Origin of the sequence: Pseudomonas sp. G34, assembly GCF_031119625.1 — a bacterium.
Lineage (GTDB): Bacteria > Pseudomonadota > Gammaproteobacteria > Pseudomonadales > Pseudomonadaceae > Aquipseudomonas.
Window position 1 is genome coordinate 279,439 of the sequence record NZ_JAVHZV010000010.1, and the last position, 22,741, is coordinate 302,179.

Annotated in this window: 23 protein-coding genes; 13 read left to right on the forward strand and 10 right to left on the reverse strand. The window is 65.7% G+C overall.

Annotation, left to right across the window (positions count from 1 at the left end):
• Window positions 1–259: 259 nt before the first annotated feature.
• The 4 genes from QYS36_RS09120 (at window position 260) to QYS36_RS09135 (ending at window position 2,772) form a co-directional block, all read left to right on the forward strand.
• Complete coding sequence (locus QYS36_RS09120) at window positions 260–823, forward strand: DNA-3-methyladenine glycosylase I (RefSeq protein WP_308839165.1); 564 nt, start codon at window positions 260–262, stop codon at window positions 821–823.
• Complete coding sequence (locus QYS36_RS09125) at window positions 820–1,434, forward strand: pyridoxamine 5'-phosphate oxidase family protein (protein WP_308839166.1); 615 nt, start codon at window positions 820–822, stop codon at window positions 1,432–1,434. The genes QYS36_RS09120 and QYS36_RS09125 overlap by 4 nt, the downstream gene beginning before the upstream one ends.
• A gap of 87 nt (window positions 1,435–1,521) precedes the next feature.
• Window positions 1,522–2,409: a lysophospholipid acyltransferase gene (locus tag QYS36_RS09130; protein ID WP_308839167.1), complete on the forward strand. Its 888-nt coding sequence runs from the start codon at window positions 1,522–1,524 to the stop codon at window positions 2,407–2,409.
• A gap of 96 nt (window positions 2,410–2,505) precedes the next feature.
• A complete protein-coding gene (locus QYS36_RS09135; protein WP_308839168.1) occupies window positions 2,506–2,772 on the forward strand; it encodes a PilZ domain-containing protein in 267 nt (88 codons plus the stop codon).
• 45 nt (window positions 2,773–2,817) lie between these two features.
• Here QYS36_RS09135 and choX read toward each other — a convergent pair whose 3' ends face one another.
• The gene (choX, locus tag QYS36_RS09140; RefSeq protein WP_308839169.1) at window positions 2,818–3,744 is read right to left on the reverse strand and encodes a choline ABC transporter substrate-binding protein; all 927 of its coding nucleotides are present in this window, start codon (window positions 3,742–3,744) and stop codon (window positions 2,818–2,820) included.
• Between the two features lie 254 nt (window positions 3,745–3,998).
• Between choX and QYS36_RS09145 the strand changes: the two genes are divergently transcribed.
• Both QYS36_RS09145 and QYS36_RS09150 read left to right on the forward strand, forming a co-directional pair.
• Window positions 3,999–4,541: a C40 family peptidase gene (locus QYS36_RS09145; RefSeq protein ID WP_308839170.1), complete on the forward strand. Its 543-nt coding sequence runs from the start codon at window positions 3,999–4,001 to the stop codon at window positions 4,539–4,541.
• A gap of 614 nt (window positions 4,542–5,155) precedes the next feature.
• Window positions 5,156–5,806: a 7-cyano-7-deazaguanine/7-aminomethyl-7-deazaguanine transporter gene (locus tag QYS36_RS09150; RefSeq protein WP_308839171.1), complete on the forward strand. Its 651-nt coding sequence runs from the start codon at window positions 5,156–5,158 to the stop codon at window positions 5,804–5,806.
• A 69-nt stretch (window positions 5,807–5,875) separates the two neighbouring features.
• Here the strand turns inward: QYS36_RS09150 and QYS36_RS09155 are convergent, their stop codons facing one another.
• The gene (locus QYS36_RS09155; protein WP_308839172.1) at window positions 5,876–7,165 is read right to left on the reverse strand and encodes an MFS transporter; all 1,290 of its coding nucleotides are present in this window, start codon (window positions 7,163–7,165) and stop codon (window positions 5,876–5,878) included.
• Between the two features lie 172 nt (window positions 7,166–7,337).
• Here QYS36_RS09155 and QYS36_RS09160 point away from each other — a divergent pair, with 172 nt between their 5' ends.
• Entirely contained in the window at window positions 7,338–8,237 is a 900-nt protein-coding gene (locus tag QYS36_RS09160; RefSeq protein ID WP_308839174.1) for a LysR family transcriptional regulator, read from the forward strand.
• A gap of 22 nt (window positions 8,238–8,259) precedes the next feature.
• Here QYS36_RS09160 and QYS36_RS09165 read toward each other — a convergent pair whose 3' ends face one another.
• From QYS36_RS09165 to def, 5 genes are all read right to left on the reverse strand, one after another.
• Window positions 8,260–8,577, reverse strand: coding sequence for a tetratricopeptide repeat protein (locus QYS36_RS09165; RefSeq protein ID WP_308839175.1), 318 nt, complete (start codon window positions 8,575–8,577; stop codon window positions 8,260–8,262).
• A gap of 9 nt (window positions 8,578–8,586) precedes the next feature.
• Window positions 8,587–9,960 carry a Trk system potassium transporter TrkA gene (gene trkA, locus QYS36_RS09170; protein WP_308839176.1) on the reverse strand — a complete coding sequence of 458 codons (1,374 nt, stop codon included), beginning with the start codon at window positions 9,958–9,960 and terminating at the stop codon, window positions 8,587–8,589.
• Complete coding sequence (gene rsmB, locus QYS36_RS09175) at window positions 9,957–11,273, reverse strand: 16S rRNA (cytosine(967)-C(5))-methyltransferase RsmB (RefSeq protein ID WP_308839177.1); 1,317 nt, start codon at window positions 11,271–11,273, stop codon at window positions 9,957–9,959. Before rsmB ends, trkA begins: the two co-directional genes overlap by 4 nt.
• The gene (fmt, locus tag QYS36_RS09180; RefSeq protein WP_308839178.1) at window positions 11,270–12,211 is read right to left on the reverse strand and encodes a methionyl-tRNA formyltransferase; all 942 of its coding nucleotides are present in this window, start codon (window positions 12,209–12,211) and stop codon (window positions 11,270–11,272) included. The genes rsmB and fmt overlap by 4 nt, the downstream gene beginning before the upstream one ends.
• A gap of 71 nt (window positions 12,212–12,282) precedes the next feature.
• Window positions 12,283–12,789: a peptide deformylase gene (gene def, locus QYS36_RS09185; RefSeq protein ID WP_073263704.1), complete on the reverse strand. Its 507-nt coding sequence runs from the start codon at window positions 12,787–12,789 to the stop codon at window positions 12,283–12,285.
• A gap of 152 nt (window positions 12,790–12,941) precedes the next feature.
• Between def and QYS36_RS09190 the strand changes: the two genes are divergently transcribed.
• The 3 genes from QYS36_RS09190 to QYS36_RS09200 all read left to right on the forward strand — a co-directional run bounded on the left by QYS36_RS09190 (window position 12,942) and on the right by QYS36_RS09200 (window position 15,745).
• Window positions 12,942–13,982 (forward strand): LysM peptidoglycan-binding domain-containing protein, encoded by a 1,041-nt coding sequence (locus tag QYS36_RS09190; protein WP_308839179.1) that lies wholly within the window; start codon window positions 12,942–12,944, stop codon window positions 13,980–13,982.
• Between the two features lie 68 nt (window positions 13,983–14,050).
• Window positions 14,051–15,151, forward strand: coding sequence for a DNA-processing protein DprA (gene dprA / locus QYS36_RS09195; RefSeq protein ID WP_308839180.1), 1,101 nt, complete (start codon window positions 14,051–14,053; stop codon window positions 15,149–15,151).
• Window positions 15,152–15,187: 36 nt separating this feature from the next.
• Window positions 15,188–15,745 (forward strand): L-threonylcarbamoyladenylate synthase, encoded by a 558-nt coding sequence (locus QYS36_RS09200; protein WP_070884831.1) that lies wholly within the window; start codon window positions 15,188–15,190, stop codon window positions 15,743–15,745.
• 428 nt (window positions 15,746–16,173) lie between these two features.
• Here QYS36_RS09200 and QYS36_RS09205 read toward each other — a convergent pair whose 3' ends face one another.
• Entirely contained in the window at window positions 16,174–17,151 is a 978-nt protein-coding gene (locus tag QYS36_RS09205; RefSeq protein WP_308839181.1) for an NADPH:quinone reductase, read from the reverse strand.
• Window positions 17,152–17,285: 134 nt separating this feature from the next.
• Here QYS36_RS09205 and hemF point away from each other — a divergent pair, with 134 nt between their 5' ends.
• From hemF to QYS36_RS09220, 3 genes are all read left to right on the forward strand, one after another.
• Entirely contained in the window at window positions 17,286–18,254 is a 969-nt protein-coding gene (hemF, locus tag QYS36_RS09210) for an oxygen-dependent coproporphyrinogen oxidase (RefSeq protein ID WP_374990432.1), read from the forward strand.
• A gap of 58 nt (window positions 18,255–18,312) precedes the next feature.
• Window positions 18,313–19,137, forward strand: a complete 825-nt coding sequence (gene aroE / locus QYS36_RS09215) for a shikimate dehydrogenase (protein ID WP_308839183.1) — start codon at window positions 18,313–18,315, stop codon at window positions 19,135–19,137.
• Between the two features lie 129 nt (window positions 19,138–19,266).
• A complete protein-coding gene (locus QYS36_RS09220) occupies window positions 19,267–20,271 on the forward strand; it encodes an Ldh family oxidoreductase (RefSeq protein WP_308839185.1) in 1,005 nt (334 codons plus the stop codon).
• An 18-nt stretch (window positions 20,272–20,289) separates the two neighbouring features.
• On the opposite strand, the gene cobJ is transcribed toward QYS36_RS09220, so the two are convergent.
• Window positions 20,290–21,948: a precorrin-3B C(17)-methyltransferase gene (gene cobJ / locus QYS36_RS09225; RefSeq protein WP_308839186.1), complete on the reverse strand. Its 1,659-nt coding sequence runs from the start codon at window positions 21,946–21,948 to the stop codon at window positions 20,290–20,292.
• Window positions 21,949–21,985: 37 nt separating this feature from the next.
• Window positions 21,986–22,738 (reverse strand): precorrin-2 C(20)-methyltransferase, encoded by a 753-nt coding sequence (locus QYS36_RS09230; RefSeq protein ID WP_308839266.1) that lies wholly within the window; start codon window positions 22,736–22,738, stop codon window positions 21,986–21,988.
• Window positions 22,739–22,741 lie beyond the last annotated feature (3 nt).

Consider the following 22,741-nt stretch of genomic DNA (forward strand, 5'->3'; position numbering starts at 1 on the left):
CTTGTGGGAGCCCGGCGTGCGGACAAAACGGTCAGCAGCATTTCGGCGAAAAATCCTGGCGGCCCGGCTCGATACCGCTTTTCGGCTATACGGAGCTGGTGCTTTTTGTGGGAACGCGCCATGCGCGCGAAATCGTCAGCAGCCCTTAGGCAGGAAACCTGGCGGTCGGGCCAATATCGCTTCCCGGGTTTCACCCAGGCTACAGGCGCTGATAGTCCGCGGTTATAGTCTGCCCTCGCCCACCGCCGAGCCGACTGCCATGCCCCGCTGTTTCTGGTGTAACGACGACCCGCTGTATCAGGCCTATCACGACCGGGAATGGGGCGTGCCGTCACGCGATCCACAGCACCTGTTCGAGATGCTGCTGCTCGAAGGTGCCCAGGCCGGGCTGTCGTGGATTACCGTGCTGAAAAAGCGCGAGCGCTACCGTGAAGTGCTGTTCGGCTTCGATGCCGAGCGCCTGGCGGCGATGAGCGACGACTACATCGAAACCCTGATGCAGGATCCCGGCATCATCCGCAACCGCCTCAAGCTGCAGGCCGCGCGCAAGAACGCCCAGGCCTGGCTGCGTCTCGACGATCCGGTGGCGCTGCTCTGGTCGTTCGTCGGTGGCCAGCCGAAGATCAACCATTTCACCGGCCGCGGCGATGTACCGGCGGTCACGGCCGAGGCCGAAGCCATGAGCAAGGCGCTGAAAAAGGCCGGCTTCACCTTTGTCGGGCCAACCATCTGCTACGCCTTCATGCAGGCCACCGGCATGGTCATGGACCACACCCGCGACTGCGATCGCTACGCACAACTGCAAACGGAGAAGCAGCCATGAGCGCCACCATCGACACCCTCGAACAACTCCAGGCGCTGTATGGCGTGCCCCATGAGCGCTCGCTGCGCAAGGAACTGACGTACCTGAGCGCGCCTTATCAGGCCCTGGTCGCCGCCTCGCCGTTCGTGGTGCTGGCTACCCATGGCCCGGACGGGCTGGACTGCTCGCCACGCGGCGATGCACCGGGCTTCGTGCGCATCGTCGATGAACGCACCCTGCTGCTGCCGGATCGCCCGGGCAACAACCGCATCGACAGCCTGCGCAATATCATCCACGACCCCCACGTGGCGCTGCTGTTCCTGATCCCCGGGGTGGGCGAAAGCTTCCGGGTCAACGGCCGCGCGACCATCTCGCTGGAGCCCGAGTTGCTGGCGCTGTGCGAGGCGCAAGGCAAGCTGCCACGCAGCGTGCTGCGCATCAGCGTCGACACCTGCTATTTCCAGTGCTCCAAGGCGGCCGTGCGCTCCGGGCTGTGGGATCCCGAGCGGCGCGTCGAGCGCGCCAGCCTGCCGTCGCCAGGCGAGATCCTTCAGTCGGTCATGGACCCATCGTTCGATGTGCAGGCCTACGAGCGCGAGATGCAGGAGCGCCTGAAAACCAGGCTTTATTGAACGTTTCGTCGTTTCTGCTCGTGTATGTAACAGCCAGTCTGGCCCCGGACGGTTACACTGTGCGCCCTTTTTCGATGGGAGCAGCTTGTGGAAAAGCTCAAAGGCGCGCTGGTGGTCGGTTCCCTGCGCTTGTTCGCCCTCCTGCCCTGGCGGGCAGTGCAATCGCTCGGCGCAATGATCGGCTGGCTGATGTGGAAGTTGCCCAACGGCTCCCGTGAAGTCGTGCGCATCAACCTGGCCAAGTGCTTCCCTGAACTGAACGCCGCCGAGCACGACAAGCTGGTCGGCCGCAGCCTGATGGACATCGGCCGCACCCTGACCGAGAGCGCCTGCGCCTGGGTCTGGCCAGCCCACAAGTCGCTGGCCCGCGTGCGCGAAGTCGAGGGCCTGGAAGTGCTCGAAGCCGCGCTCGCCTCCGGCAAGGGCGTGGTTGGCATCACTAGCCACCTGGGCAACTGGGAAGTGCTCAACCATTTCTACTGCTCGCAGTGCAAACCGATCATTTTCTACCGCCCACCGAAGCTCAAGGCGGTCGATGACCTGCTGCGCGAGCAGCGTGTGCAACTGGGCAACCGCGTGGCGCCGTCGACCAAGGAAGGCATCCTCAGCGTCATCAAGGAAGTGCGCAAGGGCGGCGCGGTGGGCATTCCGGCCGACCCGGAGCCGAGCCTATCATCCGGCATGTTCGTGCCCTTCTGCGGCACCCTGGCACTGACCAGCAAGTTCGTGCCGGGCATGCTCGCCGGTGGCAAGGCCGTCGGCGTGTTCCTGCATGCCCTGCGCCTGGAAGACGGCTCCGGCTACAAGGTGATCCTCGAAGCCGCGCCGGAAGGCATGTACAGCGACGACACCTACACCGCCGTGGCGGCCATGAGTGGCGTGGTCGAGAAGTACGTGCGCGCCTACCCCAGCCAGTACATGTGGAGCATGAAGCGCTTCAAGAAACGCCCCGAGGGCGAAGAGCGCTGGTACTGAAACCGGCGGCGCCTCGCAACACGGCGCCGCTGCGCTGGCGCTGGTTCGGCGATTTGAGTTATTAACAGGGCACATCTTTCTCGAGGCTGTCAGGACATGTCCGCCAACCAGCGCCAGCACCCGCGCACACCGATGAAGTGCCGCATCAAGATCTGCCATCCGAGCTTCGGTGAGCTGGTCGCCCAGACCCGCGATCTCTCCGATGGCGGCGTGTACGTCAAGCACGAGGCGCTGGCTGGGCTCGAGCCTGGCACGCGGGTGACCGGCCAGGTGCAGGACCTGCCCATCGAGGCGCCGATCCTGGAAATGGAAGTCATGCGCGTCACCCCTGAGGGCGTGGGGCTGCGCTTCATTCGAGACTGAACTCGACCGGCCGGCGCCCTGCTCCGCCGGCCTCGTTCGTCGTGCCTACAGCTTGGCCTTCACCGCCGCCAGCGCATCGCCACCGTCGCGGGTTTTCACGCCCTCCAGCCAGCCATCGAGCACCTCGGGGTTGGCCTTGATCCAGTTCCTGATCGCCGTGGCGTTGGCCACCTTGCGGTTGAGCACGTCATCCATGATGGTGTTCTCCATCTCCTGGGTGAACTTCAGGTTGGTCAGCAGCTTGCCGACGTTCGGGCATTCGGCAACAAAGCCCTTGCGCGCCAGGGTATTCACCGAGCCGGTGCTGCCAAAGAATTTCTCGCCACCCTTGAGGTACTGCATGTCGAACTGCACGTTCATCGGGTGCGGTGTCCAGCCGAGGAACACTATGAACTGGCCGCGTTTCTCGGCGCGGCCTACCTGCACCAGCATGGCCTGCTCGCTCGACTCCACCAGTTGCCAGTCACCCAGGTCGAATTCGTTATTGGCGATCATCTGGCGGATGTAGTCGTTGGCCGGCGAGCCTGAGCCGATGCCGTAAATCTTCTTGCCGAAGCGGGCGGCAAATTTGTTCAGGTCCTTGAAGTCCTGCACGCCCTCTTCGTAGGCGTAGGTCGGCACGGCCAGGGTGTATTCGGTGCCGCCGAGGTTTTCCACCACCTTGTCGATCTGCCCGCTGGCCACGTAGCGGTCATAGTCGTGCTGGCCGGCCGGCATCCAGTTGCCGAGAAACACGTCCACCTGGCCTTTCTGCAGGCCGGCGAAGATGATCGGCACGGCCAGGGTGCGGGTCTGCGGTTTGTAGCCCAGGCCATCGAGCAGCAGGCTGGCGATGCCATTGGTGACCGCGATGTCGCTCCAGCCCGGGTCGGCGAGGCTGACGCTGGCGCATTTGGGGTCTTCGGCCTGGGCGTACAGGCTGGCGCTCAGGGCCAGCAGACTGGCAGTGATCACGGTCTTGAAGGGCTTCATCGGCGGTGTCCTTGTGCGTGAGGAAGCTGTAACCCTAGCAGATGCAGGGGTGATTTTTGCGACCGTGGCAGGTCACCCTGAGGGCATACCGTTCGTCGCTTGAGATGAGCAGAATTGAACCCATCGCTGTCATGGGCTGTCCGTCCACAGGACGTGCGGAGCACTCTCATATTTCATTGTTTAGGTTGCAAGTGGCTGATTCAGGAAGGGATTCGCGGCGGCTTGGCTTGAGTCTTTTTTTCTGGGTCAACGAATTGAATAAATTTATCGTCTCTCTGATTTTAGGCAGCACCCTGTTATGTGCTGCAGCTGGCAACGCATCCGCCAGCTTCCGGGTTCACCTGCAGGACGGCAGCAGCCGTGTCGTCGCCCCCGCCAAGCCCGATCCGAACTCCTCCCAGGCTGTCGTCAACCGCGCATTGAGCGCACTCGGCACGCCCTATCGCTGGGGCGGCACCAGCCCCGAGCGCGGCTTCGACTGCAGCGGCCTGGTCAAATACGCCTTCAAGCAGGTGGATGACCTCGAGCTGCCGCGCACCTCCCGTGGCCTCGCCCGTTTTGACGGCCCCAAGGTGTCCAAGAGCGATCTCGAGCCAGGTGACCTGCTGTTCTTCCGCATTCGCGGGCGCGGCGTCGATCATGTGGCCATCTACCTGGGTAACGACCGCTTCATTCACGCACCGCGCCGTGGCACCAACGTGCGCATCGACAAACTCAGCGACGGCTACTGGAAAAAGCACTTTCAGCTGGCCCGTCGGGTAATGCCCGAAGGCGCGCAGTTGGCCAGCAACGGCTGACGGGAGCGGCGACGCGACTGTTGTGTGGCGAAAGCGGCCATTCGGCCGCTTTCGCTTTTTGGTGCTCCTCATGCCACAAAATTAGCAGGCGACACCAATCTGCCCCTTCAGGAGGCCGAGCGGAATCGTTGTGGAGAGGGTTGAGCGACATGGATGTCGCGAGAGCCTCGATGGGCCAGGGATGGCCCTTCGCGGCGGGCCCTCGGAACAATGATGGAGCGAGGGAACCCCGGCGAAGCCGGGGCCGTATGTCGGGGCTAGACCTTTTGGTTTCTTTTGGGGCGATGCCAAAAGAAACCCGCTCGTCAGAGCGGAACCGAACTTACGAGCAACGCGATAGCTCTGGAAAACCGCAGCGGACGCAAAGTCTCCAACGAGACACTCAAGCGCATAGCGTGCGGAACAATCAGTTGTAGAAGCTCGCGGCTAAAGCCACTCCTACGCGTTACGTGAACGGCCGCTTCTGCCTTCTAAGCGTCGCCAAGCAAAGAGGCTGGTCATCCGCCGGGCGGGCTGTCGCAAGCACAGCCCAGGCAGTACACTGCGCGCCGCTCGTGACCATGTCGGTCGCGGCAATGGGTTCCCTAACCCCATTTCACGAAAAAGGACGTCCCATGACCCTGCTTCCCGCCTCGGTCAGCCGCAGCGTATTGGCTGCGCTGATCGCGTTCCACATCCTCATCATCATTGCCAGCAACTACCTGGTGCAACTGCCGATCACCCTGTTCGGCTGGCACACCACCTGGGGCGCGTTCAGCTTCCCGTTCATCTTCCTGGCCACCGACCTCACCGTGCGGCTGATCGGCAAACAGGCGGCGCGCGTGGTCATTGCCCGCGTCATGCTGCCGGCACTGGTCGCTTCCTATATCGTCTCGGTACTGTTCCACGAAGGCGCCTTTGGCGGCCTGGCGGCGCTCGGCGAGTTCAACCTGTTCGTGTTCCGCATCGCCCTGGCCAGCTTCCTGGCCTACGTGCTCGGCCAGTTGCTCGACATCCAGGTGTTCGATCGCCTGCGTCAGCTCAAGCAGTGGTGGATCGCCCCGACCGCCTCGACCATCTTTGGCAACCTGCTGGATACCTTCGCCTTCTTTTCGGTGGCCTTCTGGCACAGCGACGATCCCTTCATGGCGGCTAACTGGGTGGAAATCGCCACCGTGGACTACGTGATCAAGCTGACGATCAGCCTGATCCTCTTCGTACCGCTGTACGGCATGCTGCTCGGGGCCATCGTGCGGCGCTTGCCGCAGCGCCCCGTGCCGAACTGACGCGGCGTTGAACGAAAACGCCGGATTCCCTCGCGGGTATCCGGCGTTTTTCATTGGCGATTGGCGGGTTTAGCGCGACGCGGAAGCTACCGGCAAGGCCTGCAGGCGCGACAGGTGCAGGGCCACGGCCAGGGAGATCAACAGCAGCGAGCCGATGAACAGGCCCAGGCCATCCCAGCCGCCGGCCTGCCAGAACACCCCACCGAGGGTGCCGGCAACGCTGGAGCCCAGGTAGTAGCAGAACAGGTACAGCGACGATGCCTGGCCCTTGGCCTGGGTGGCGCGGCGGCCGATCCAGCTGCTTGACACCGAATGGGCACCGAAGAAGCCGAAGGTGAACAGCAGCATGCCGACCAGGATCACCGGCAGCACGTCGAAGAGGGTCAATACCAGGCCAGCGAGCATCAGGCCGATCACCGCCCAGAGCACCTTGCGGCGACCCAGCTTGTCGGCCAACGCGCCGACCTGGGCGGAGCTGTAAATGCCCGACAGGTAGACGATCGACAGCAGGCCGATGCTGGTCTGGTCGAGCTTGAAGGGCGCTTCGATCAGCCGGTAGCCGATGTAGTTGAACAGCGTCACGAAGGCGCCCATCAGCAGGAAGCCCTGCAGGAACAGCCACGGCAGGCCGGCATCACGCAATTGCAGGGTGTAGCCCTGCAGCAGGCTGCGCGGGCGCAGCGAACGGGCGCGGAAGTTGCGCGATTCGGGCAGCAGGCGCCAGAACGCGGCGCCGGCCAGCAGGCCGAGGCCACCGAGGGTGCCGAGCACCGCGTGCCAGGACATGAAGTCCACCAGCACGCCGCTGAGCAGGCGCCCGCTCATGCCACCGATGGCGTTACCACCGATATACACGCCCATGGCCAGGCCCAGGTGCAGCGGGTCGATTTCCTCGCTCAGGTAGCTCATGGCCACGGCGGCCAGGCCGCTGAGTGCCAGGCCTACCAGTGCACGCATCACCAGCACGCCTTCCCAGGTCGGCATCAGCGCACTGCCAAGGGTGAACACGGCGGCGGCGAACAGCGACACCACCATGACCGGCTTGCGGCCGAGCGCATCGGACAGCGGCCCGGTTATCAACAGGCCAACGGCCAGGGTAATGGTGGACACGGAGAGGATCAGGCTGCTCTGCGCCGCGCTGAGCGCGAACTGCTGCGCCAGCATCGGCATCATCGGCTGTACGCAGTAGAGCAGCGCGAAGGTGGCGAAGCCGCCGCTGCACATGGCGAGAATGGTGCGCAGAAAGGCGCGGGTACCTTTCTGGATGTAAACGGGCTGCAGTGGAGCGCTGCGGGGGGCAGGTTCCTCGGTTTGGGGGCTGACACACTCGTTGGGTGCGTGTGGAACGGGCTGACTCATTACGTCCTCTTGGCTGTACTTTTCCCAGGCAAAACGCCGCCGCATGCGCTGGAGCCGGCCAGCACGGGTGGTTGTTGTTATTGGGAATGGGGTCAGGATAAATAGGCGGGCAAGTTCTTTCCAATATAATATTCGACATGATCGATATGTTTTTCGACCTATTGGAGTGAGCATGGAACTGCGCCACCTGCGCTATTTCGTGGCGGTTGCCGAAGAGCTGCACTTTGGCCGCGCCGCCGACCTGCTGGGCATCTCCCAGCCGCCGCTGAGCCAGCAGATCCAGGCGCTGGAACAGGAACTCGGGGTGCGCCTGTTCGAGCGCAGCAATCGCCATGTGGCGCTCACCGACGCCGGGCGCTTGTTTCTCGAGGAAACCCGGCAGACCCTGGCCCAGGTCAGCAAGTCGGTGGACGTGGTGCGCCGCGCCGAACAGGGCGAGATCGGCGAGCTGCAGATCGGCTTCACCGCCTCGGCACCCTTCGTGTCGATCATCCCGCGCGCGGTGTTCGCCTTTCGCCAGGCGTTTCCGGCCGTGCACCTCGACCTGCAGGAAATGACCAGCCGCCAGGTCTGCCAGGCGCTGCTCGAAAAGAAGCTGCAAATCGGCATGATCCGCCCGCTGGAACTGCCCGCCGAGCTGGATGCGGTGGAGCTGCTCAGCGAGCCGCTGGTGGCCTTGCTGCATGCCGGCCACCCATTGGCCGGCGAACAGGATCGAGGGCTGGCCATGGCCGAACTGGCCGATCAGCCCTTCGTTTATTTTCCGCGCAATTACGGCTCGGGCCTGTATGGCCAGTTCTTCAACCTGGCCCGGCAGGCCGGATTCACGCCGCGGGTCACCCAGGAGGCTAACGAGGCGCTGACCATCATCGGCCTGGTGGCGGCGGGGCTTGGGGTTTCGGTACTGCCGGCATCGTTCCGGCGCATCCGCATCGATGGCGTGGTGTTCCGCACCCTGGTGGACGCCGATGCCACCACTGCGGTGTGGCTGGTCAAGCGTCGCCAGGAACGCTCGCCCCTGGCCCAGGCCTTCATCGACCTGCTGACCCGCGAGGTGCAGGCGCTCAAGTAGCCGAGGGGATTTTTGTAGCGGCCTATTGAGCGGCTTTATCCAGCTTGCGCAAGAACACGCTCATTTCCTTTTCCGCCTGTTTGTCACCTTTCGCCTGCGCCGCCTGGATACCCTGTTGCCAGGCGCTGCGGGCGGCGTCCGGGTTGCCGGCAGTTTGCTGGGCCTTGCCGAGCAGCTTCCACGCCGCCGAGTAGTGCGGGTCGTGCTCGACGCAGCGCTGCAAGTGTTCGGCGGCCCTGGCGGCATCGCCGGCGTCCAGGTAAGCCTTGCCCAGGCCGAAGCGCAGCAGCGAGTTATCCACACCCTTGGCGAGCATCTTTTCCAGTGCGTCGGTACTCATGGGGGCTCCCTAGAAGAAGGTCAGGCCGACCTGGAACAGTCGTTCCACGTCGCGGATGTGTTTCTTGTCCATCAGGAACAGGATCACATGGTCGCCCGATTCGATCACCGTGACGTCATGGGCGATCAGCACCTGTTCATCGCGGATGATCGCGCCGATGGTGGTGCCCGACGGCAGGGAGATGTCCTTGATCGCCTTGCCGACCACCTTGCTCGAGCGTGCATCACCGTGGGCGATGACTTCCAGGGCCTCGGCGACGCCCCGGCGCAGCGAGTGCACGCTCTCGATATCGCCACGCCGCACGTGGGCCAGCAGGCTGCCGATGGTGGCCAGCTGCGGGCTGATGGCGATATCGATCTCGCCGCCCTGGATCAGGTCGACGTAGGCAGGGTTGTTGATAAGTGTCATCACCTTGCGCGCGCCCAGGCGCTTGGCCAGCAGCGACGACATGATGTTGGCCTCGTCGTCGTTGGTCAGGGCCAGGAAGATGTCGGCGTCCTTGATGTTCTCTTCCACCAGCAGGTCGCGGTCGGACGAGCTGCCGTGCAGCACGATGGTGCTTTCCAGGTTTTCCGAGAGGTAGCGGCAGCGTGCCGGGTTCATCTCGATGATCTTCACCTGGTAACGGCTTTCGATGGCTTCGGCCAGGCGCTCGCCGATGTTGCCACCGCCAGCGATGACCACCCGCTTGTAGCCTTCCTCGAGGCGGCGCATCTCGCTCATCACCGCGCGGATGTCGGCCTTGGCGGCGATGAAGAACACCTCGTCGTCGGCCTCGATGACGGTATCGCCCTGGGGCATGATCGCCCGGTCACGGCGAAAGATCGCCGCCACCCGGGTGTCGACGTTGGGCATGTGCTCACGCAGCTGGCGCAGCTGCTGGCCGACCAGCGGGCCACCGTAATAGGCGCGCACCGCCACCAGTTGCGCCTTGCCCTCGGCGAAGTCGATGACCTGCAGGGCGCCGGGGTATTCGATCAGGCGCTTGATGTAGTTGGTGACCACCTGCTCGGGGCTGATCAGCACGTCGATGGGGATGGCTTCGTTGTCGAACAGCCCGGTGCGGGTCAGGTAGGCCGGCTCGCGCACCCGGGCGATCTTGGTTGGCGTGTGGTAGAGGGTGTAGGCCACCTGGCAGGCGATCATGTTGACTTCGTCACTGTTGGTCACCGCCACCAGCATGTCGGCATCGTCGGCGCCGGCCTGGCGCAGCACGGTCGGGAACGAACCCTTGCCCTGCACGGTGCGGATGTCCAGGCGATCACTCAGGGCACGCAGGCGGTCGCCATCGGTGTCGACCACGGTAATGTCGTTGGCTTCGCCGGCCAGGTGCTCGGCCAGGGTGCCGCCGACCTGGCCGGCACCAAGGATGATGATCTTCATCGGGTTGCTCCAGCGGCTGCGATCTTGATCAGCTTGGCATAGTAGAAGCCGTCATGGCCGTCCTGCTGGGCGAGCAACTGGCGGCCGTGGGGTTGCTTGAGGCCGAACGGGCCGCTGATCTCCAGTTCGCGGGCCCCCGAGGTGCGGGCCAGAAACGCTTCGATCACCTCGGTGTTTTCCGTCGGCAGGGTCGAGCAGGTGGCGTAGAGCAGGATGCCGCCAACCTCCAGGGTCAGCCACAGGGCGTCGAGCAGCTCGCCCTGCAATGTGGCCAGGGCGGGAATGTCATCGGCCTTGCGGGTCAGCTTGATGTCCGGGTGGCGGCGGATCACCCCGGTGGCCGAGCAGGGCGCGTCGAGGAGGATGCGCTGGAACGGCTTGCCGTCCCACCAGGCAGCGGTATCGCGGCCATCGGCGGCGATCAGTTTGGCGTCGAGGCCCAGGCGGTCGAGGTTCTCACGCACCCGTGCCAGGCGCTTGGCTTCCAGATCCACGGCGAGCACTTCGACCAAGCCCGGCTCGGTTTCGAGCAGGTGGCAGGTCTTGCCGCCGGGTGCCGCGCAGGCGTCGAGCACGCGCTGGCCGGGGGCCAGCTGCAGCAGCTCGGCGGCCAGTTGCGCAGCCTCGTCCTGCACGCTGACGTGGCCCTCGGCGAAGCCGGGCAGCAAGGTGACGTCGCAGGCTTGCAGCAGGCGGATGCCGTCACGGCTGAAGGTGCAGGGCTCGGCGTCAAAGCCGACCTGGCGCAGCCGCGCCAGATACGCATCGCGGCTGCCGTGGCGGCGGTTGACCCGCAGGATCAGCGGCGGGTGGGCATTGTTGGCGGCGCAGATGGCCTGCCAGTGCTCGGGCCAGAAGGCCTTGAGCTGCTTCTGCAGCCAACGCGGATGGGCGGTGTGCAGCACCGGGTCGCGGTCCAGTTCGGCCAGAATGCTTTCGCTGTCGCGCTGGGCGTTGCGCAGCACGGCGTTGAGCAGGCCCTTGGCCGAGGTCTTCTTCAGCTTGTCGACGCAGCCCACCGTCTCGCCGATCGCCGCGTGGGCGGGAATGCGGGTATAGAACAGTTGGTAGAGGCCGACCAGCAGCAGGGCTTCGAGATCGCGGTCGCCATCCTTGAAAGGCTTGCGCAGCAGCTTCTCGGCGATCAGCGCCAGGCGCGGTTGCCAGCGGGCGGCGCCGAAGGCCAGATCCTGGGCGAGGCCACGGTCGCGGGCTTCGACCTTGTCGAGCAGCGGCGGCAGGCTGGTGCCCAGCGACGCCTTGCCTTCGAGCACCGCGGCCAGGGCGCGGGCGGCTGCCAGCCTGGGGTTCATGCCAGCACCGTGCCGACGGCGAACTGCTCGCGGCGGCTGTTGTACAGGTCACTGAAGTTCAGCGCCTTGCCGCCAGGCAGTTGCAGGCGGGTGAGCAGCAGGGCGCCGCTGCCACAGGCGACGGTCAGGCCGTCCTTGCTGGCGGCGAGAATTTCCCCGGGCTGGCCCTGGCCTTCACCGATCCGGCCGGCCAGCACCTTGAGCGGCGCGTCGTTCAGGGTGCTGTGGCAGATCGGCCAGGGGTTGAAGGCACGGATCAGCCGCTCCAGCTCGATGGCCGGGCGGCTCCAGTCGATACGCGCCTCTTCCTTGTTGAGCTTGTGGGCGTAGTTGGCCAGGGCGTCGTCCTGCACTTCGCCCATCAGCGTGCCGCTGGCCAGGCCGGCGATGGCTTCGATCACCGCCGGTGGGCCGAGCTCGGCCAGGCGGTCGTGCAGGCTGCCGCCGGTATCGTCGGCCGTGATTGGCGTGCGTACCTTGAGCAGCATCGGCCCGGTATCCAGGCCGGCTTCCATCTGCATCACGGTGACGCCGCTCTCGGCGTCACCGGCCTGCACGGCGCGCTGGATCGGCGCCGCACCGCGCCAGCGTGGCAGCAGCGAGGCGTGGCTGTTGATGCAGCCGAAGCGCGGGATGTCCAACACCGCCTGGGGCAGGATCAGCCCATAGGCGACCACCACCAGCAGATCCGGTTTGAGCGCCGCCAGTTCGGCTTGCGCAGCGGCATCCTTGAGGCTCGGCGGCTGCAGTACGGCAATGGCGTTGTCCACGGCGAGCTGCTTGACCGGGCTGGGCATCAGTTTCTGGCCACGGCCCGCCGGGCGATCCGGCTGGGTGTACACCGCGACGATCTGGTGCGGCGTGTCGAGCAGGGCCTTGAGGTGGGCGGCGGCGAATTCGGGGGTGCCGGCGAATACGATACGCAGAGCTTCGGTCATGGAGTCTCGCTTTGACTGGGGGGCTGGAAAAACAAAAGGCTTGCCGCGGCAAGCCTTTGCTGTGGGCCCGATCAGGCCTGCTGGCGGTGCTGCTTTTCGAGCTTCTTCTTGATGCGGTCGCGCTTGAGCGTGGACAGGTAGTCGACGAACAGCTTGCCGTTGAGGTGATCGCATTCATGCTGGATGCACACCGCGAGCAGGCCTTCGGCGATCATCTCGAACGGCTTGCCGTCGCGATCCAGGGCGTTGATCTTGACCTTCTGCGGGCGGTCGACGTTCTCGTAGAAGCCGGGCACCGAAAGGCAGCCTTCCTGGTACTGATCCATTTCTTCGGTGAGCGATTCGAATTGCGGGTTGATGAACACCAGCGGCTCGCTCTTGTCTTCGGACAGGTCCATCACCACCACGCGCTTGTGCACATTCACCTGGGTGGCGGCGAGGCCGATCCCGGGGGCGTCGTACATGGTTTCGAACATGTCGTCGATCAGCTGACGCAGGGCGTCATCGACCACGTCCACCGGCTTGGCGATGGTCCGCAGGCGCGGATCGGGAAATTCGAGAATGTTTAAAATCGCCATAATACGTTTGTGATGCACTTGTGGAATAAATTCAAAATCCGCTGCTAAGATGACGCAAGCATTCAAAAACGGCGTCAAGCCGCGGATTTACTGGGCTCTGTCGCAGCGCTAGGGCGCTTCACGCGAAGGCACATCATAAAGGGATTCACCGCATGAGGAAATCACTACTCGCCCTGCTACTGGTCGGCGCGAGCAGCCTGGCGCAGACCGGGATGGCCCTGGCCGAGGTGCAGCTCAAGGAAGGCCACCCGGAGCGCTACACGGTCGTGAAGGGCGATACCCTCTGGGATATCTCTGGCAAGTTCCTGCGTCAGCCCTGGAAGTGGCCGGAAATCTGGCATGCCAACCCCCAGGTGCAGAACCCGCACCTGATCTACCCCGGTGATGTGCTCAGCCTGGTCTATATCGACGGCCAGCCCCGCCTGATGCTGGGCCGAGGTGATTCGCGCGGCACCATCAAGCTGTCGCCGAAGGTGCGCAGCACGCCGATGGCCGAAGCCATTCCGACCATTCCGCTGGAGGCCATCAACAGCTTCCTGCTCAAGAACCGCATCGTCGATTCCCCGGAGCAGTTCCAGGGCGCGCCTTACATCGTCGCCGGCAATGCCGAGCGGGTGGTCAGCGGCGCTGGCGACCGGGTGTACGCGCGCGGCAGCTTCGACCCGGCCGCGCCGGTGTACGGTATCTTCCGCCAGGGCAAGACCTACACCGACCCGGTGACCAAGGAATTTCTCGGCATTAACGCCGATGACATCGGTGGTGGCGAGATCGTCGCCGAGGAAGAGGGGATCGGTACCCTCAACCTGACCCGTACCACCCAGGAAGTGCGCAACGGCGATCGCCTGTTCCCCACCGAAGAGCGCGCGATCAACTCGACCTTCATGCCCAGCGAGCCGAAGACCGAGATCAAGGGCCTGATCCTCGATGTGCCGCGTGGCGTCAGCCAGATCGGTCAGTTCGACGTGGTCACCCTGAACAAGGGTATCCGCGACGGCCTGGAGATCGGCAATGTGCTGGCGGTCTACAAGACCGGCGAAACCGTACGCGACCGGGTTACCGGCGAGTCGGTGAAGATCCCCGACGAACGCGCCGGCCTGCTGATGGTGTTCCGCACCTACGAGAAGCTCAGCTACGGCATGATCCTCAACGCCTCCCGGCAGTTGGCGGTGATGGACAAGGTACGCAATCCGTAACACCTGCAAGCCCCGCCGATGCGGGGCTTGTGCTATTCGATAGGGCCCACGATCAAGGATGATCCGCCATGTCGCCCGCGCTTTCTCCCGCCGAACTCGAAGCCCGCCTGCGCCTGCATTGTCTGCCGGAGCTGGGACCCAGGCGTTTCCGTAAATTGCTCAGTGCCTTCGACAGCGCTTCTGCTGCCCTGAGTGCACCCGCCAGCGCCTGGCGTTCGCTCGGTTTGCCGCTGGCCTGCAGCGAGGCACGACGCAGCCCCGAGATTCGTGAGCGGGCGCGGCTGGCCCTCGAATGGCTGCAGGTGCCCGGCCAGCACCTGATGATGTGGGACGAGCCGAGTTATCCGGCCTTGCTGGCGGAGCTTGCCGACGCGCCGCCGCTGCTGTTCGTGGCGGGCGACCCGACGCTGCTGGAGCGCCCGCAGTTGGCCATGGTCGGCAGTCGGCGCGCCTCCAGGCCTGGGTTGGATACCGCGCACAGCTTCGCCCGCAGCCTGGCGCGGGGTGGTTTCGTGGTCACCAGCGGGCTGGCCCTGGGCATCGACGGCGCGGCGCATCAGGGCGCCCTGGATGCCGACGGGCACACCGTGGCGGTGCTCGGCACCGGTCTGCAATGCCTGTACCCGGCGCGCCACAAGCGCCTGGCCCGGGACATCGTCGAGCGCGGCGGGGCGCTGGTTTCCGAGCTGCCGCTGGACAGCCCGCCTCAGGCCGCCAACTTCCCCCGCCGCAACCGCATCATTTCCGGCCTGTCGCTCGGCGTGCTGGTGGTCGAGGCCAGCCCGTCGAGCGGCTCGCTGATCACCGCGCGGCTGGCCGCCGAGCAGGGCCGCGAGGTATATGCGATCCCCGGCTCCATTCATCATCCCGGTGCCAAGGGCTGCCACCAGTTGATCCGTGATGGCGCCACGCTGGTGGAAAGCATCGAGCATATTCTCGAAGCCCTGCGTGGCTGGCAGCAGGTGCCTTTTGCCGAGCATGCAAGTACGGCATCGCCGGGCGCGACTCACCCATTGCTGGCGCTGCTGTACGCCGCTCCGCACAGCAGCGAGGCGCTCGCTCACGCCGCCGGCAGGCCGTTGCCCGAGGTGCTGGCGGCGTTGACCGAGCTGGAGCTCGACGGCCTGGTCGCCTGCGAAGCCGGGCTTTGGGTGGGCCGCAAGCCGTAATACACTGCGCCCGAGTGTTTTTCGGCGGAGGTATGCATGGTCACCAGTTGGCAGGTTCAGCAGGCAGCGCGCGTGGTGCGCGCCGGTGGCGTGATCGCCTACCCGACCGAGGCGGTCTGGGGGCTGGGGTGCGACCCGTGGGACGAGATGGCCGTGGACCGGTTGCTGGCCTTGAAGGAACGGCCGGTACACAAGGGGCTGATCCTGGTGGCCGACACCATTCGCCAGTTCGACTTTCTCCTCGAAGACCTGCCCGAAGTCTGGCAAGACCGCCTGGCCAGCACCTGGCCCGGGCCCAACACCTGGCTGGTGCCGCACCAGGATCGCTTGCCGCAGTGGATCACCGGCCAGCACGACACCGTGGCCCTGCGGGTCAGCGACCACCCGCGGGTGCGCGAGCTCTGTGCGTTGACCGGGCCGCTGGTGTCGACCTCGGCCAACCCCGCCGGTCGGCCGGCGGCGCGTTCGCGGTTGCGGGTGGAACAGTACTTTCCGCGGCAGCTGGATGCAGTGCTGGGTGGTGCCCTGGGTGGGCGGCGCAATCCGAGCGTGATTAGGGATCTCGTCACCGGCGACGTGCGCCGGCCGGCCTGAGGCTTGAAGGCGATAGCCGCCGTTCGTTGTGGGGCGCCAATTGGTGGGCTGAAGCCCACCCTACGGTGAGATGCGCGGCTGTAGGGTGGGCTTCAGCCCACCAAATCGAACGGCCGCTAGCGCCACTTTCCGGCCATAGAGGCAAACCTCTACAAAACGAAGGCAGCCGTAGGGTGGATCACGCTCTACCGATCCACCACCGCGAAACAAAGCGCAGTGGCGGATATGGGGCCAGGCGGGAAGTCTAGCCTATGCCCATGACTTTCGCGGGCATGGACTAGGCGTCCCCGCCCGTTCCCACATACGCGCACGGCTTTAGACGTAGGGTGGATCCCGCTTCACCGGTCCACCATTGCAACGTATCGGCCCTAAAAATCCCGCCGCCTTTCGCGCTAGGTAACATGAAAGGCAGCGGATAGCGCCCCAGCCTACGGCACCAGAATCGTCGAGCCCGTGGTCTTGCGGTCGCTCAGCAGCGTCTGTGCGGTGGCCGCTTCGCTCAGTGGATAACGTTGGGCGATTTCCACGCTGAGCTTGCCCTTGGCGATCATGCCGAACAGCTCGTCGGCCATCTTCTGCAGGCGCTCCGAGGTGTCGGCATAGCTGGCCAGGGTCGGGCGGGTAACGTACAGCGAGCCCTTTTGCGAGAGGATGCCGAGGTTAACGCCGGTTACCGCACCGGAAGCATTGCCGAAGCTGACCAGCAGGCCACGCGGCGCCACGCAGTCGAGCGAGGTTTCCCAGGTGTCCTTGCCGACGCCGTCGTAGACCACCGGGCACTTCTTGCCGTCGGTCAGCTCCAGCACGCGCTGGGCGACGTTTTCGTGGCTGTAGTCGATGGTCGCCCAGGCGCCCTGCTGCTTGGCGTACTCGGCCTTTTTCGGCGAACTCACGGTGCCGATCAGCTTGACGCCCAGGGCCTTGGCCCACTGGCAGGCGAACGAGCCGACGCCGCCTGCGGCCGCATGGAACAGGATGATGTCGCCGCTCTTCAGGTCGGCGGTCTGGCGCAGAAGGTATTGCACGGTCAGGCCCTTGAGCATCACCGCGGCGGCCTGCTCGAAGCTGATCGCATCGGGCAGCTTGACCAGCTTGTCGGCTGGCAGCACGTGCAGCTCGCTGTAGCCGCCCAGGGGGCCGGTGGCGTAGGCGACGCGGTCGCCAACCTGCAGGCCCTTGACCTCCGAGCCGATGGCATCGACGAAGCCGGCACCTTCGGTACCCAGGCTCGATGGCAGCGAGGGCGGGGAATACAGGCCGCTGCGGAAATAGGTGTCGATGAAATTGAGACCGATGGCCTGGTTGTGCACACGCACCTCGTGGGGGCCGGGCGCGGCAGGCTGGTAGTCGACGTATTCGAGAACCTCGGGGCCACCGTGGCGGCTGAACTGGATGCGTTTGGCCATCGTCTTGCTCCTGCTTGAAGAGTGAATGCAATAGACCCCGAGTGCCTCGCGGGGTTGAAACGATTTTGCTCAGCAGCGGAACGTCGCATCTGCCGTTGACCGGCGTCAACAGCGAAGCGCGAATGGCCGGTGCTATGCTAGCCGCCGATTTCAGCTGTCGCTCGCCACACAAGGTGCCCCCTGTGAGTAACCAAGCCGAGGCCGTGAAGGCCTACCTGCTCGACCTGCAAGACCGTATCTGCGCCGCGCTGCAACGCGAAGATGGCCAGGCCAGCTTCGCCGAAGACGCCTGGCAGCGTCCCGGTGGTGGCGGTGGGCGCACGCGGGTGATCGGTGATGGCGCGGTGATCGAGAAGGGCGGCGTCAACTTCTCCCACGTGTTCGGCGAAAACCTGCCGCCATCGGCCAGTGCTCATCGCCCGGAGCTGGCCGGGCGCGGCTTCCAGGCCCTTGGCGTGTCGCTGGTGATCCACCCGCACAACCCGCATGTGCCGACCTCCCACGCCAACGTGCGCTTCTTCAGCGCCGAGAAGGAAGGCGAGGAGCCGGTCTGGTGGTTCGGTGGCGGTTTCGACCTCACGCCTTACTACGGCAACGAAGAGGACTGCGTGCACTGGCACCGCGTCGCCGAACAGGCCTGTGCGCCGTTTGGTGCCGACGTCTACCCGCGCTACAAGGCCTGGTGCGACCGCTATTTCCACCTCAAGCACCGCGGTGAACCGCGCGGCATCGGCGGGCTGTTCTTCGACGATCTGAACGAGTGGGGCTTCGACACCTGTTTCGCCTTTATCCGCGCCATCGGCGACGCCTATATCGACGCCTACCTGCCCATCGTGCAACGTCGCAAGGCCATGCCCTACACGCCGGCGCAGCGCGAATTCCAGGAGTACCGCCGCGGCCGCTACGTGGAATTCAACCTGGTATTCGACCGTGGCACCCTGTTCGGCCTGCAGTCGGGCGGGCGCACCGAGTCGATCCTCATGTCGCTGCCGCCTCAGGTGCGCTGGGGCTACGACTGGAAGCCGCAGCCGGGCAGCGAGGAAGCGCGCCTGACCGAGTACTACCTCACCGACCGCGATTGGCTCGGCCTGCAGGAGGCTTGAAGCGCGGCGGCAAAAGCTTCAGGCTTGCCGCCTTTGGCTTTTACGCGCGGAAATGTTCATGGATCGCTACGGTGTCTTCGGTAACCCCATCGGCCACAGCAAATCGCCGCTGATCCACCGGCTGTTCGCCGAGCAGACCGCGCAGCAGCTGAGCTACGACACGCTGCTGGCGCCGCTGGACGATTTCGAAGGGTACGCCCGCGCCTTTTTCGCCGAGGGCCGCGGCGCCAACGTCACCGTGCCGTTCAAGGAGCAGGCCTTCGCCCTGGTCGACAGCCTCACCGAGCGCGCCCGCCGTGCCGGTGCGGTGAACACCCTGAAGAAACTCGACGACGGCAGCCTGCTCGGTGACAACACCGACGGCGCCGGCCTGGTGCGCGACCTCACGGTGAACGCCGGCATCGAGCTGCGTGGCAAACGCATCCTGCTGCTCGGCGCCGGTGGCGCGGTACGCGGCATTCTCGAACCCTTTCTGGCCGAGCAGCCGCAGAGCCTGGTGATCGCCAACCGCACGGTGGACAAGGCCGAGCAGCTGGCCCGCCAGTTCGCCGACCTCGGCCCGGTGGTGGCCAGCGGTTTCGACTGGATCGACGCCCCGGTGGATCTGATCATCAACGGCACCTCGGCCAGTCTGGCCGGCGAGTTGCCGCCGATCTCCGCCAGCCTGATCCAGCCCGGCCACACCTGCTGCTACGACATGATGTACGGCGCCGGCCCCACGGCGTTCAACCGCTGGGCGGCAGAGCAGGGCGCCGCGCGCACCCTGGACGGTCTCGGCATGCTGGTCGAACAGGCCGTGGAAGCCTTCCACCTGTGGCGCGGCGTACGCCCGGACAGCGCACCGGTGCTGGCCGAACTGCGCCGGCAACTGGCGGCAGGCTGATCGCGCCGTACGGTTATGCCGAATTCGTCATCACCGTGGGGCAAAGCGATCAAGCCAGCCGGCGGCCGTGACGCCAAGGTATAAGGTCGGCATACGCCACTGACCTTATCGCCGCCACAGGAGCCCACGATGATTCGACTGACCCTGGACGAAGCCCGCAGCTTGTCCCTGTCCATCCTGCGCCATGCCGGTTTCAGCGAAGCCCAGGCCCAAGCGGTAACCGCCACCGTGGTGGCCGGCGAGCGCGATGGCTGCGCGTCCCACGGCCTGTATCGGGTACTGGGCTGCGTCAGCTCGCTGAAGGCCGGCAAGGTGGTGGCTGATGCCGAGCCCGAGGTGATCGACCAGGCGCCAGCCATCGTGCGCGTGGATGCCCGTGGCGGCTTCTCGCAGCTGGCCTTCCAGGCGGGCTTGCCGGTGCTGGCCGAAAAGACCAAGGCCAACGGCATCGCGGCCCTGGCGATCAACCGCTGTGTGCACTTTTCCGCATTATGGGTGGAGATCGAGCAGCTCACCGAACTCGGCCTCGTCGCCCTGGCCTGCAACCCCAGCCATGCCTGGGTCGCACCGGCCGGTGGCAGCAAGCCGATCTTCGGCACCAACCCGATCGCCTTTGGCTGGCCGCGTGCCGGCCAGCATCCGTTCATTTTCGACTTCGCCACCAGCGCCATCGCCCGGGGCGATATCGAGCTGCACCGCCGCGCCGGCAAACCGATTCCCGAAGGCTGGGGTATCGATGCCAGTGGCCAGCCGAGCACCAGCGCCGAGGCGGTGATGAACGGTGCCATGCTGACCTTCGGCGGCCACAAGGGCTCGGCGCTGGCGGCCATGGTGGAGCTGATCGCCGGGCCGCTGATCGGCGACCTGACCAGCGCCGAGTCGCTGGCCTATGACGCCGGCAGCAAGTCATCGCCGTACCACGGCGAGCTGATCATCGCCCTCGACCCACAGCGCTTTCTCGGCGCCGCGGCCGACGCGCACCTGGCCCGGGCCGAGGCACTGTTCGAGGGCATCGAAGGGCAGGGCGCGCGGCTGCCTTCGCAGCGCCGCTACGACGCCCGTGCCCATAGCCTGGTCGACGGCGTGCAGATCCCCCAGGCGCTCTACGACGACCTCAACGCGCTACTCGGCTGACGCGTTAGCCGCGCCCGCTCAGGGTTGTGGATAACTGCGCGGCGTGTACACCCACTTACCGCCATCGCCCCGCGGGAAGCGCCGGGTCTGGCTGGAGCCGATGATCACCAGGGTGCGCATGTCGACCATCTCCGCCGTCAGCTCGCCGAGGCTGAGCACGCGCAGCGCCTCGGCCGGGCGACCGATATCGCGGCCAAGCACCACCACGGTGTCGGGCGTGCGATGGGTGCGGACGATGTCCAGGGCGCGGCCGAGCTGCCAGGGGCGGGCCTTGGAGATCGGGTTGTAGAAGGCCATGGCCAGGTCGGCCGCGCCGGCGTGGTCGAGGCGGTTTTCGATCACTGCCCAGGGCTTGAGGTTGTCCGATAGGGAGATCAGGCAGAAGTCGTGGCCCAGCGGCGCGCCGGCCTTGGCGGCGGTGGCCAGGGCAGCGGAGACGCCGGGCAGCACTTCCAGCTCGACGGCGTGCCACTCGGCGGGTGCAGCGCTCTCTTCGAGAGCCTCCAGCACCGCCGCGGCCATGGCGAATACGCCGGGGTCGCCGGAGGAAATCACCACCACGCGGCGGCCACTGGCAGCCAGCTCGAAGGCGTGACGGGCGCGCTGCAGCTCCTCGCGGTTGTCGCTGCTGTGGCGCACCTGATCATCTCGCAGCGGCTCGGCCATCTTCACGTAGGTTTCGTAGCCGAGCAGGTCCTGGGCTTCATCCAGGGCGCGGCGTACCGCCGGGGTCATATGTTCGGCGGCGCCGGGGCCCAGGCCGATCACGCTCAGGCGCCCGCGCGGGCAGCCGATGGTTTGCGCAGCGTCGGGCGAGGCGGCCTGCAGCAGCTGCAGGTTTTCGCCGTGCTGCAGCTGCGGCGGCAGTGCTTCGTCAGCGCCGATAAAGCGTAGCGGCACGCCGAGATCGGCCGCCGCCTGGGCCAGCTGTTTGTCGGTCATCAGCGCCTGGGGCGCGAGCAGGGCGGCGAGGCATTGTTGCGCCAGGCCAGCCTGCTCGAAGGCCCGGCCGATTCGCGCGGCGAGATCGTCGGCGCTGCCGACCAGGGCCAGCAGCGTGCGTGGATGAATCAGCAGTTCGTCTGCCTGGGCCACGCGCTGCTCTGTGGTGATATGCAGGGTGCGCCCGGCATTCTCGGCCAGCGGCAGTTTGCTCTGCTCCAGCCATGGCGCGTCACCCTCGATGCGCAGGCTTTCGCCGCCGAGCAGGTCGGAGACGAAGCGTTTGCCCTGCTCGATATCGGCCAGCACGTAGCCGCTCGGCGGGTCGAGCAGGCAGGTGCCGAAGCGCAGCTCACCACTGGTGGTGATGGCCGCGCTGACCTGCAGCGCAGCGGCGATCTCCCGGGCCATGCGGTTGACCCCACCCAGGCCACCGAGCAGCGGCACCACGGCGCTGCCATCTTCGGCCACCGCCAGCACCGGCGGCTCGGCGCCCTTGTTGGCGAGCAGCGGCGCCAGGCTGCGGATCACGATACCGGCAGCGCACAGGGCAATGATCGGCGTGTCGCTACGGTACAGGCTGCGCAGGGTATCGCCGAAGTCGTCATAGGCCTGATCGGCCTCGACTCGTCCACTCAGGCCATGGATAACGGCCTGTGGATAAAGTGCCTGGATGCGCCGGGCGGTGGCCAGTGCAGAGGGGCCGAGGATGACGATGGCGGGGGAAGCAGTCATTGGGATTCCAGATTCAATGTGCAGGAGAGGGCGCAGCTCAACCGCGCCACTTCTCGCCCGGCACCACGATCATCGAAAAATACGGCGAGGCCATCGGCTCGACTTCATCGAGCGGCACGATGCGCTGGTTGGCCATGGTCGCGCGCTCCACGTAATGGGCGCGGTCGTGCAGGCCGAGGCTCTGCAGCACCCGGCGCACCTTCTCGAAGTTGCGCCCGAGCTTCATCACCACGGCGGCTTCGGCGCCCTGCAGGCGCTCGCGCAGCTCCTCTTCGGGCAGCACGCCGGAGAGCACCGACAGGCTCTGGTTGCGGTACACCAGCGGCACGCCGAGCACCGCGGCGCTGCCGAGCATCGAGCACACGCCGGGGATCACCTCGGCCTCGTAGCGCTCGGCCAGGCGGTCGTGCAGGTACATGTAGGAGCCGTAGAAGAACGGGTCGCCTTCGCAGATCACCGCCACGTCGCGGCCGGCGTCCAGGTGCGCGGCAATCTGCACCGCGCAGGTGTCGTAGAAGTCGCTGATCACGCCTTCGTAGGTCAGTGGCGGCTCGAGTTTTTCGGTGGTGACCGGGTAGACCAGCGGCAGGCGCTGCTGGCCGTCTTCCAGGTGCGCTTCGATGATGCCGAAGGCATTGCCGCCCTGGCCGACGCTGGCCTTGGCCTTGGCCACGAAGTAGCCGACCACCGGCGCCGATTTCAGCAAACGCAGGGCTTTGAGGGTGATCAGTTCCGGGTCGCCCGGGCCTACGCCCAGGCCGAGCAGGCGGCCTTTGCCGGGGTGGTGCATACC

Excerpts from the sequence above, each read along its gene's own strand:
- QYS36_RS09120 (WP_308839165.1), top strand. The coding sequence starts at position 260 with ATGCCCCGCTGTTTCTGGTGTAACGACGACCCGCTGTATCAGGCCTAT.
- QYS36_RS09125 (WP_308839166.1), top strand. The coding sequence starts at position 820 with ATGAGCGCCACCATCGACACCCTCGAACAACTCCAGGCGCTGTATGGC.
- QYS36_RS09135 (WP_308839168.1), top strand. The coding sequence starts at position 2,506 with ATGTCCGCCAACCAGCGCCAGCACCCGCGCACACCGATGAAGTGCCGC.
- choX (WP_308839169.1), bottom strand. The coding sequence starts at position 3,744 with ATGAAGCCCTTCAAGACCGTGATCACTGCCAGTCTGCTGGCCCTGAGC.
- QYS36_RS09150 (WP_308839171.1), top strand. The coding sequence starts at position 5,156 with ATGACCCTGCTTCCCGCCTCGGTCAGCCGCAGCGTATTGGCTGCGCTG.
- QYS36_RS09155 (WP_308839172.1), bottom strand. The coding sequence starts at position 7,165 with ATGAGTCAGCCCGTTCCACACGCACCCAACGAGTGTGTCAGCCCCCAA.
- QYS36_RS09160 (WP_308839174.1), top strand. The coding sequence starts at position 7,338 with ATGGAACTGCGCCACCTGCGCTATTTCGTGGCGGTTGCCGAAGAGCTG.
- QYS36_RS09165 (WP_308839175.1), bottom strand. The coding sequence starts at position 8,577 with ATGAGTACCGACGCACTGGAAAAGATGCTCGCCAAGGGTGTGGATAAC.
- trkA (WP_308839176.1), bottom strand. The coding sequence starts at position 9,960 with ATGAAGATCATCATCCTTGGTGCCGGCCAGGTCGGCGGCACCCTGGCC.
- rsmB (WP_308839177.1), bottom strand. The coding sequence starts at position 11,273 with ATGAACCCCAGGCTGGCAGCCGCCCGCGCCCTGGCCGCGGTGCTCGAA.
- fmt (WP_308839178.1), bottom strand. The coding sequence starts at position 12,211 with ATGACCGAAGCTCTGCGTATCGTATTCGCCGGCACCCCCGAATTCGCC.
- def (WP_073263704.1), bottom strand. The coding sequence starts at position 12,789 with ATGGCGATTTTAAACATTCTCGAATTTCCCGATCCGCGCCTGCGGACC.
- QYS36_RS09190 (WP_308839179.1), top strand. The coding sequence starts at position 12,942 with ATGAGGAAATCACTACTCGCCCTGCTACTGGTCGGCGCGAGCAGCCTG.
- dprA (WP_308839180.1), top strand. The coding sequence starts at position 14,051 with ATGTCGCCCGCGCTTTCTCCCGCCGAACTCGAAGCCCGCCTGCGCCTG.
- QYS36_RS09200 (WP_070884831.1), top strand. The coding sequence starts at position 15,188 with ATGGTCACCAGTTGGCAGGTTCAGCAGGCAGCGCGCGTGGTGCGCGCC.
- QYS36_RS09205 (WP_308839181.1), bottom strand. The coding sequence starts at position 17,151 with ATGGCCAAACGCATCCAGTTCAGCCGCCACGGTGGCCCCGAGGTTCTC.
- hemF (WP_374990432.1), top strand. The coding sequence starts at position 17,286 with ATGCTAGCCGCCGATTTCAGCTGTCGCTCGCCACACAAGGTGCCCCCT.
- aroE (WP_308839183.1), top strand. The coding sequence starts at position 18,313 with ATGGATCGCTACGGTGTCTTCGGTAACCCCATCGGCCACAGCAAATCG.
- QYS36_RS09220 (WP_308839185.1), top strand. The coding sequence starts at position 19,267 with ATGATTCGACTGACCCTGGACGAAGCCCGCAGCTTGTCCCTGTCCATC.
- cobJ (WP_308839186.1), bottom strand. The coding sequence starts at position 21,948 with ATGACTGCTTCCCCCGCCATCGTCATCCTCGGCCCCTCTGCACTGGCC.
- QYS36_RS09230 (WP_308839266.1), bottom strand. The coding sequence starts at position 22,738 with ATGCACCACCCCGGCAAAGGCCGCCTGCTCGGCCTGGGCGTAGGCCCG.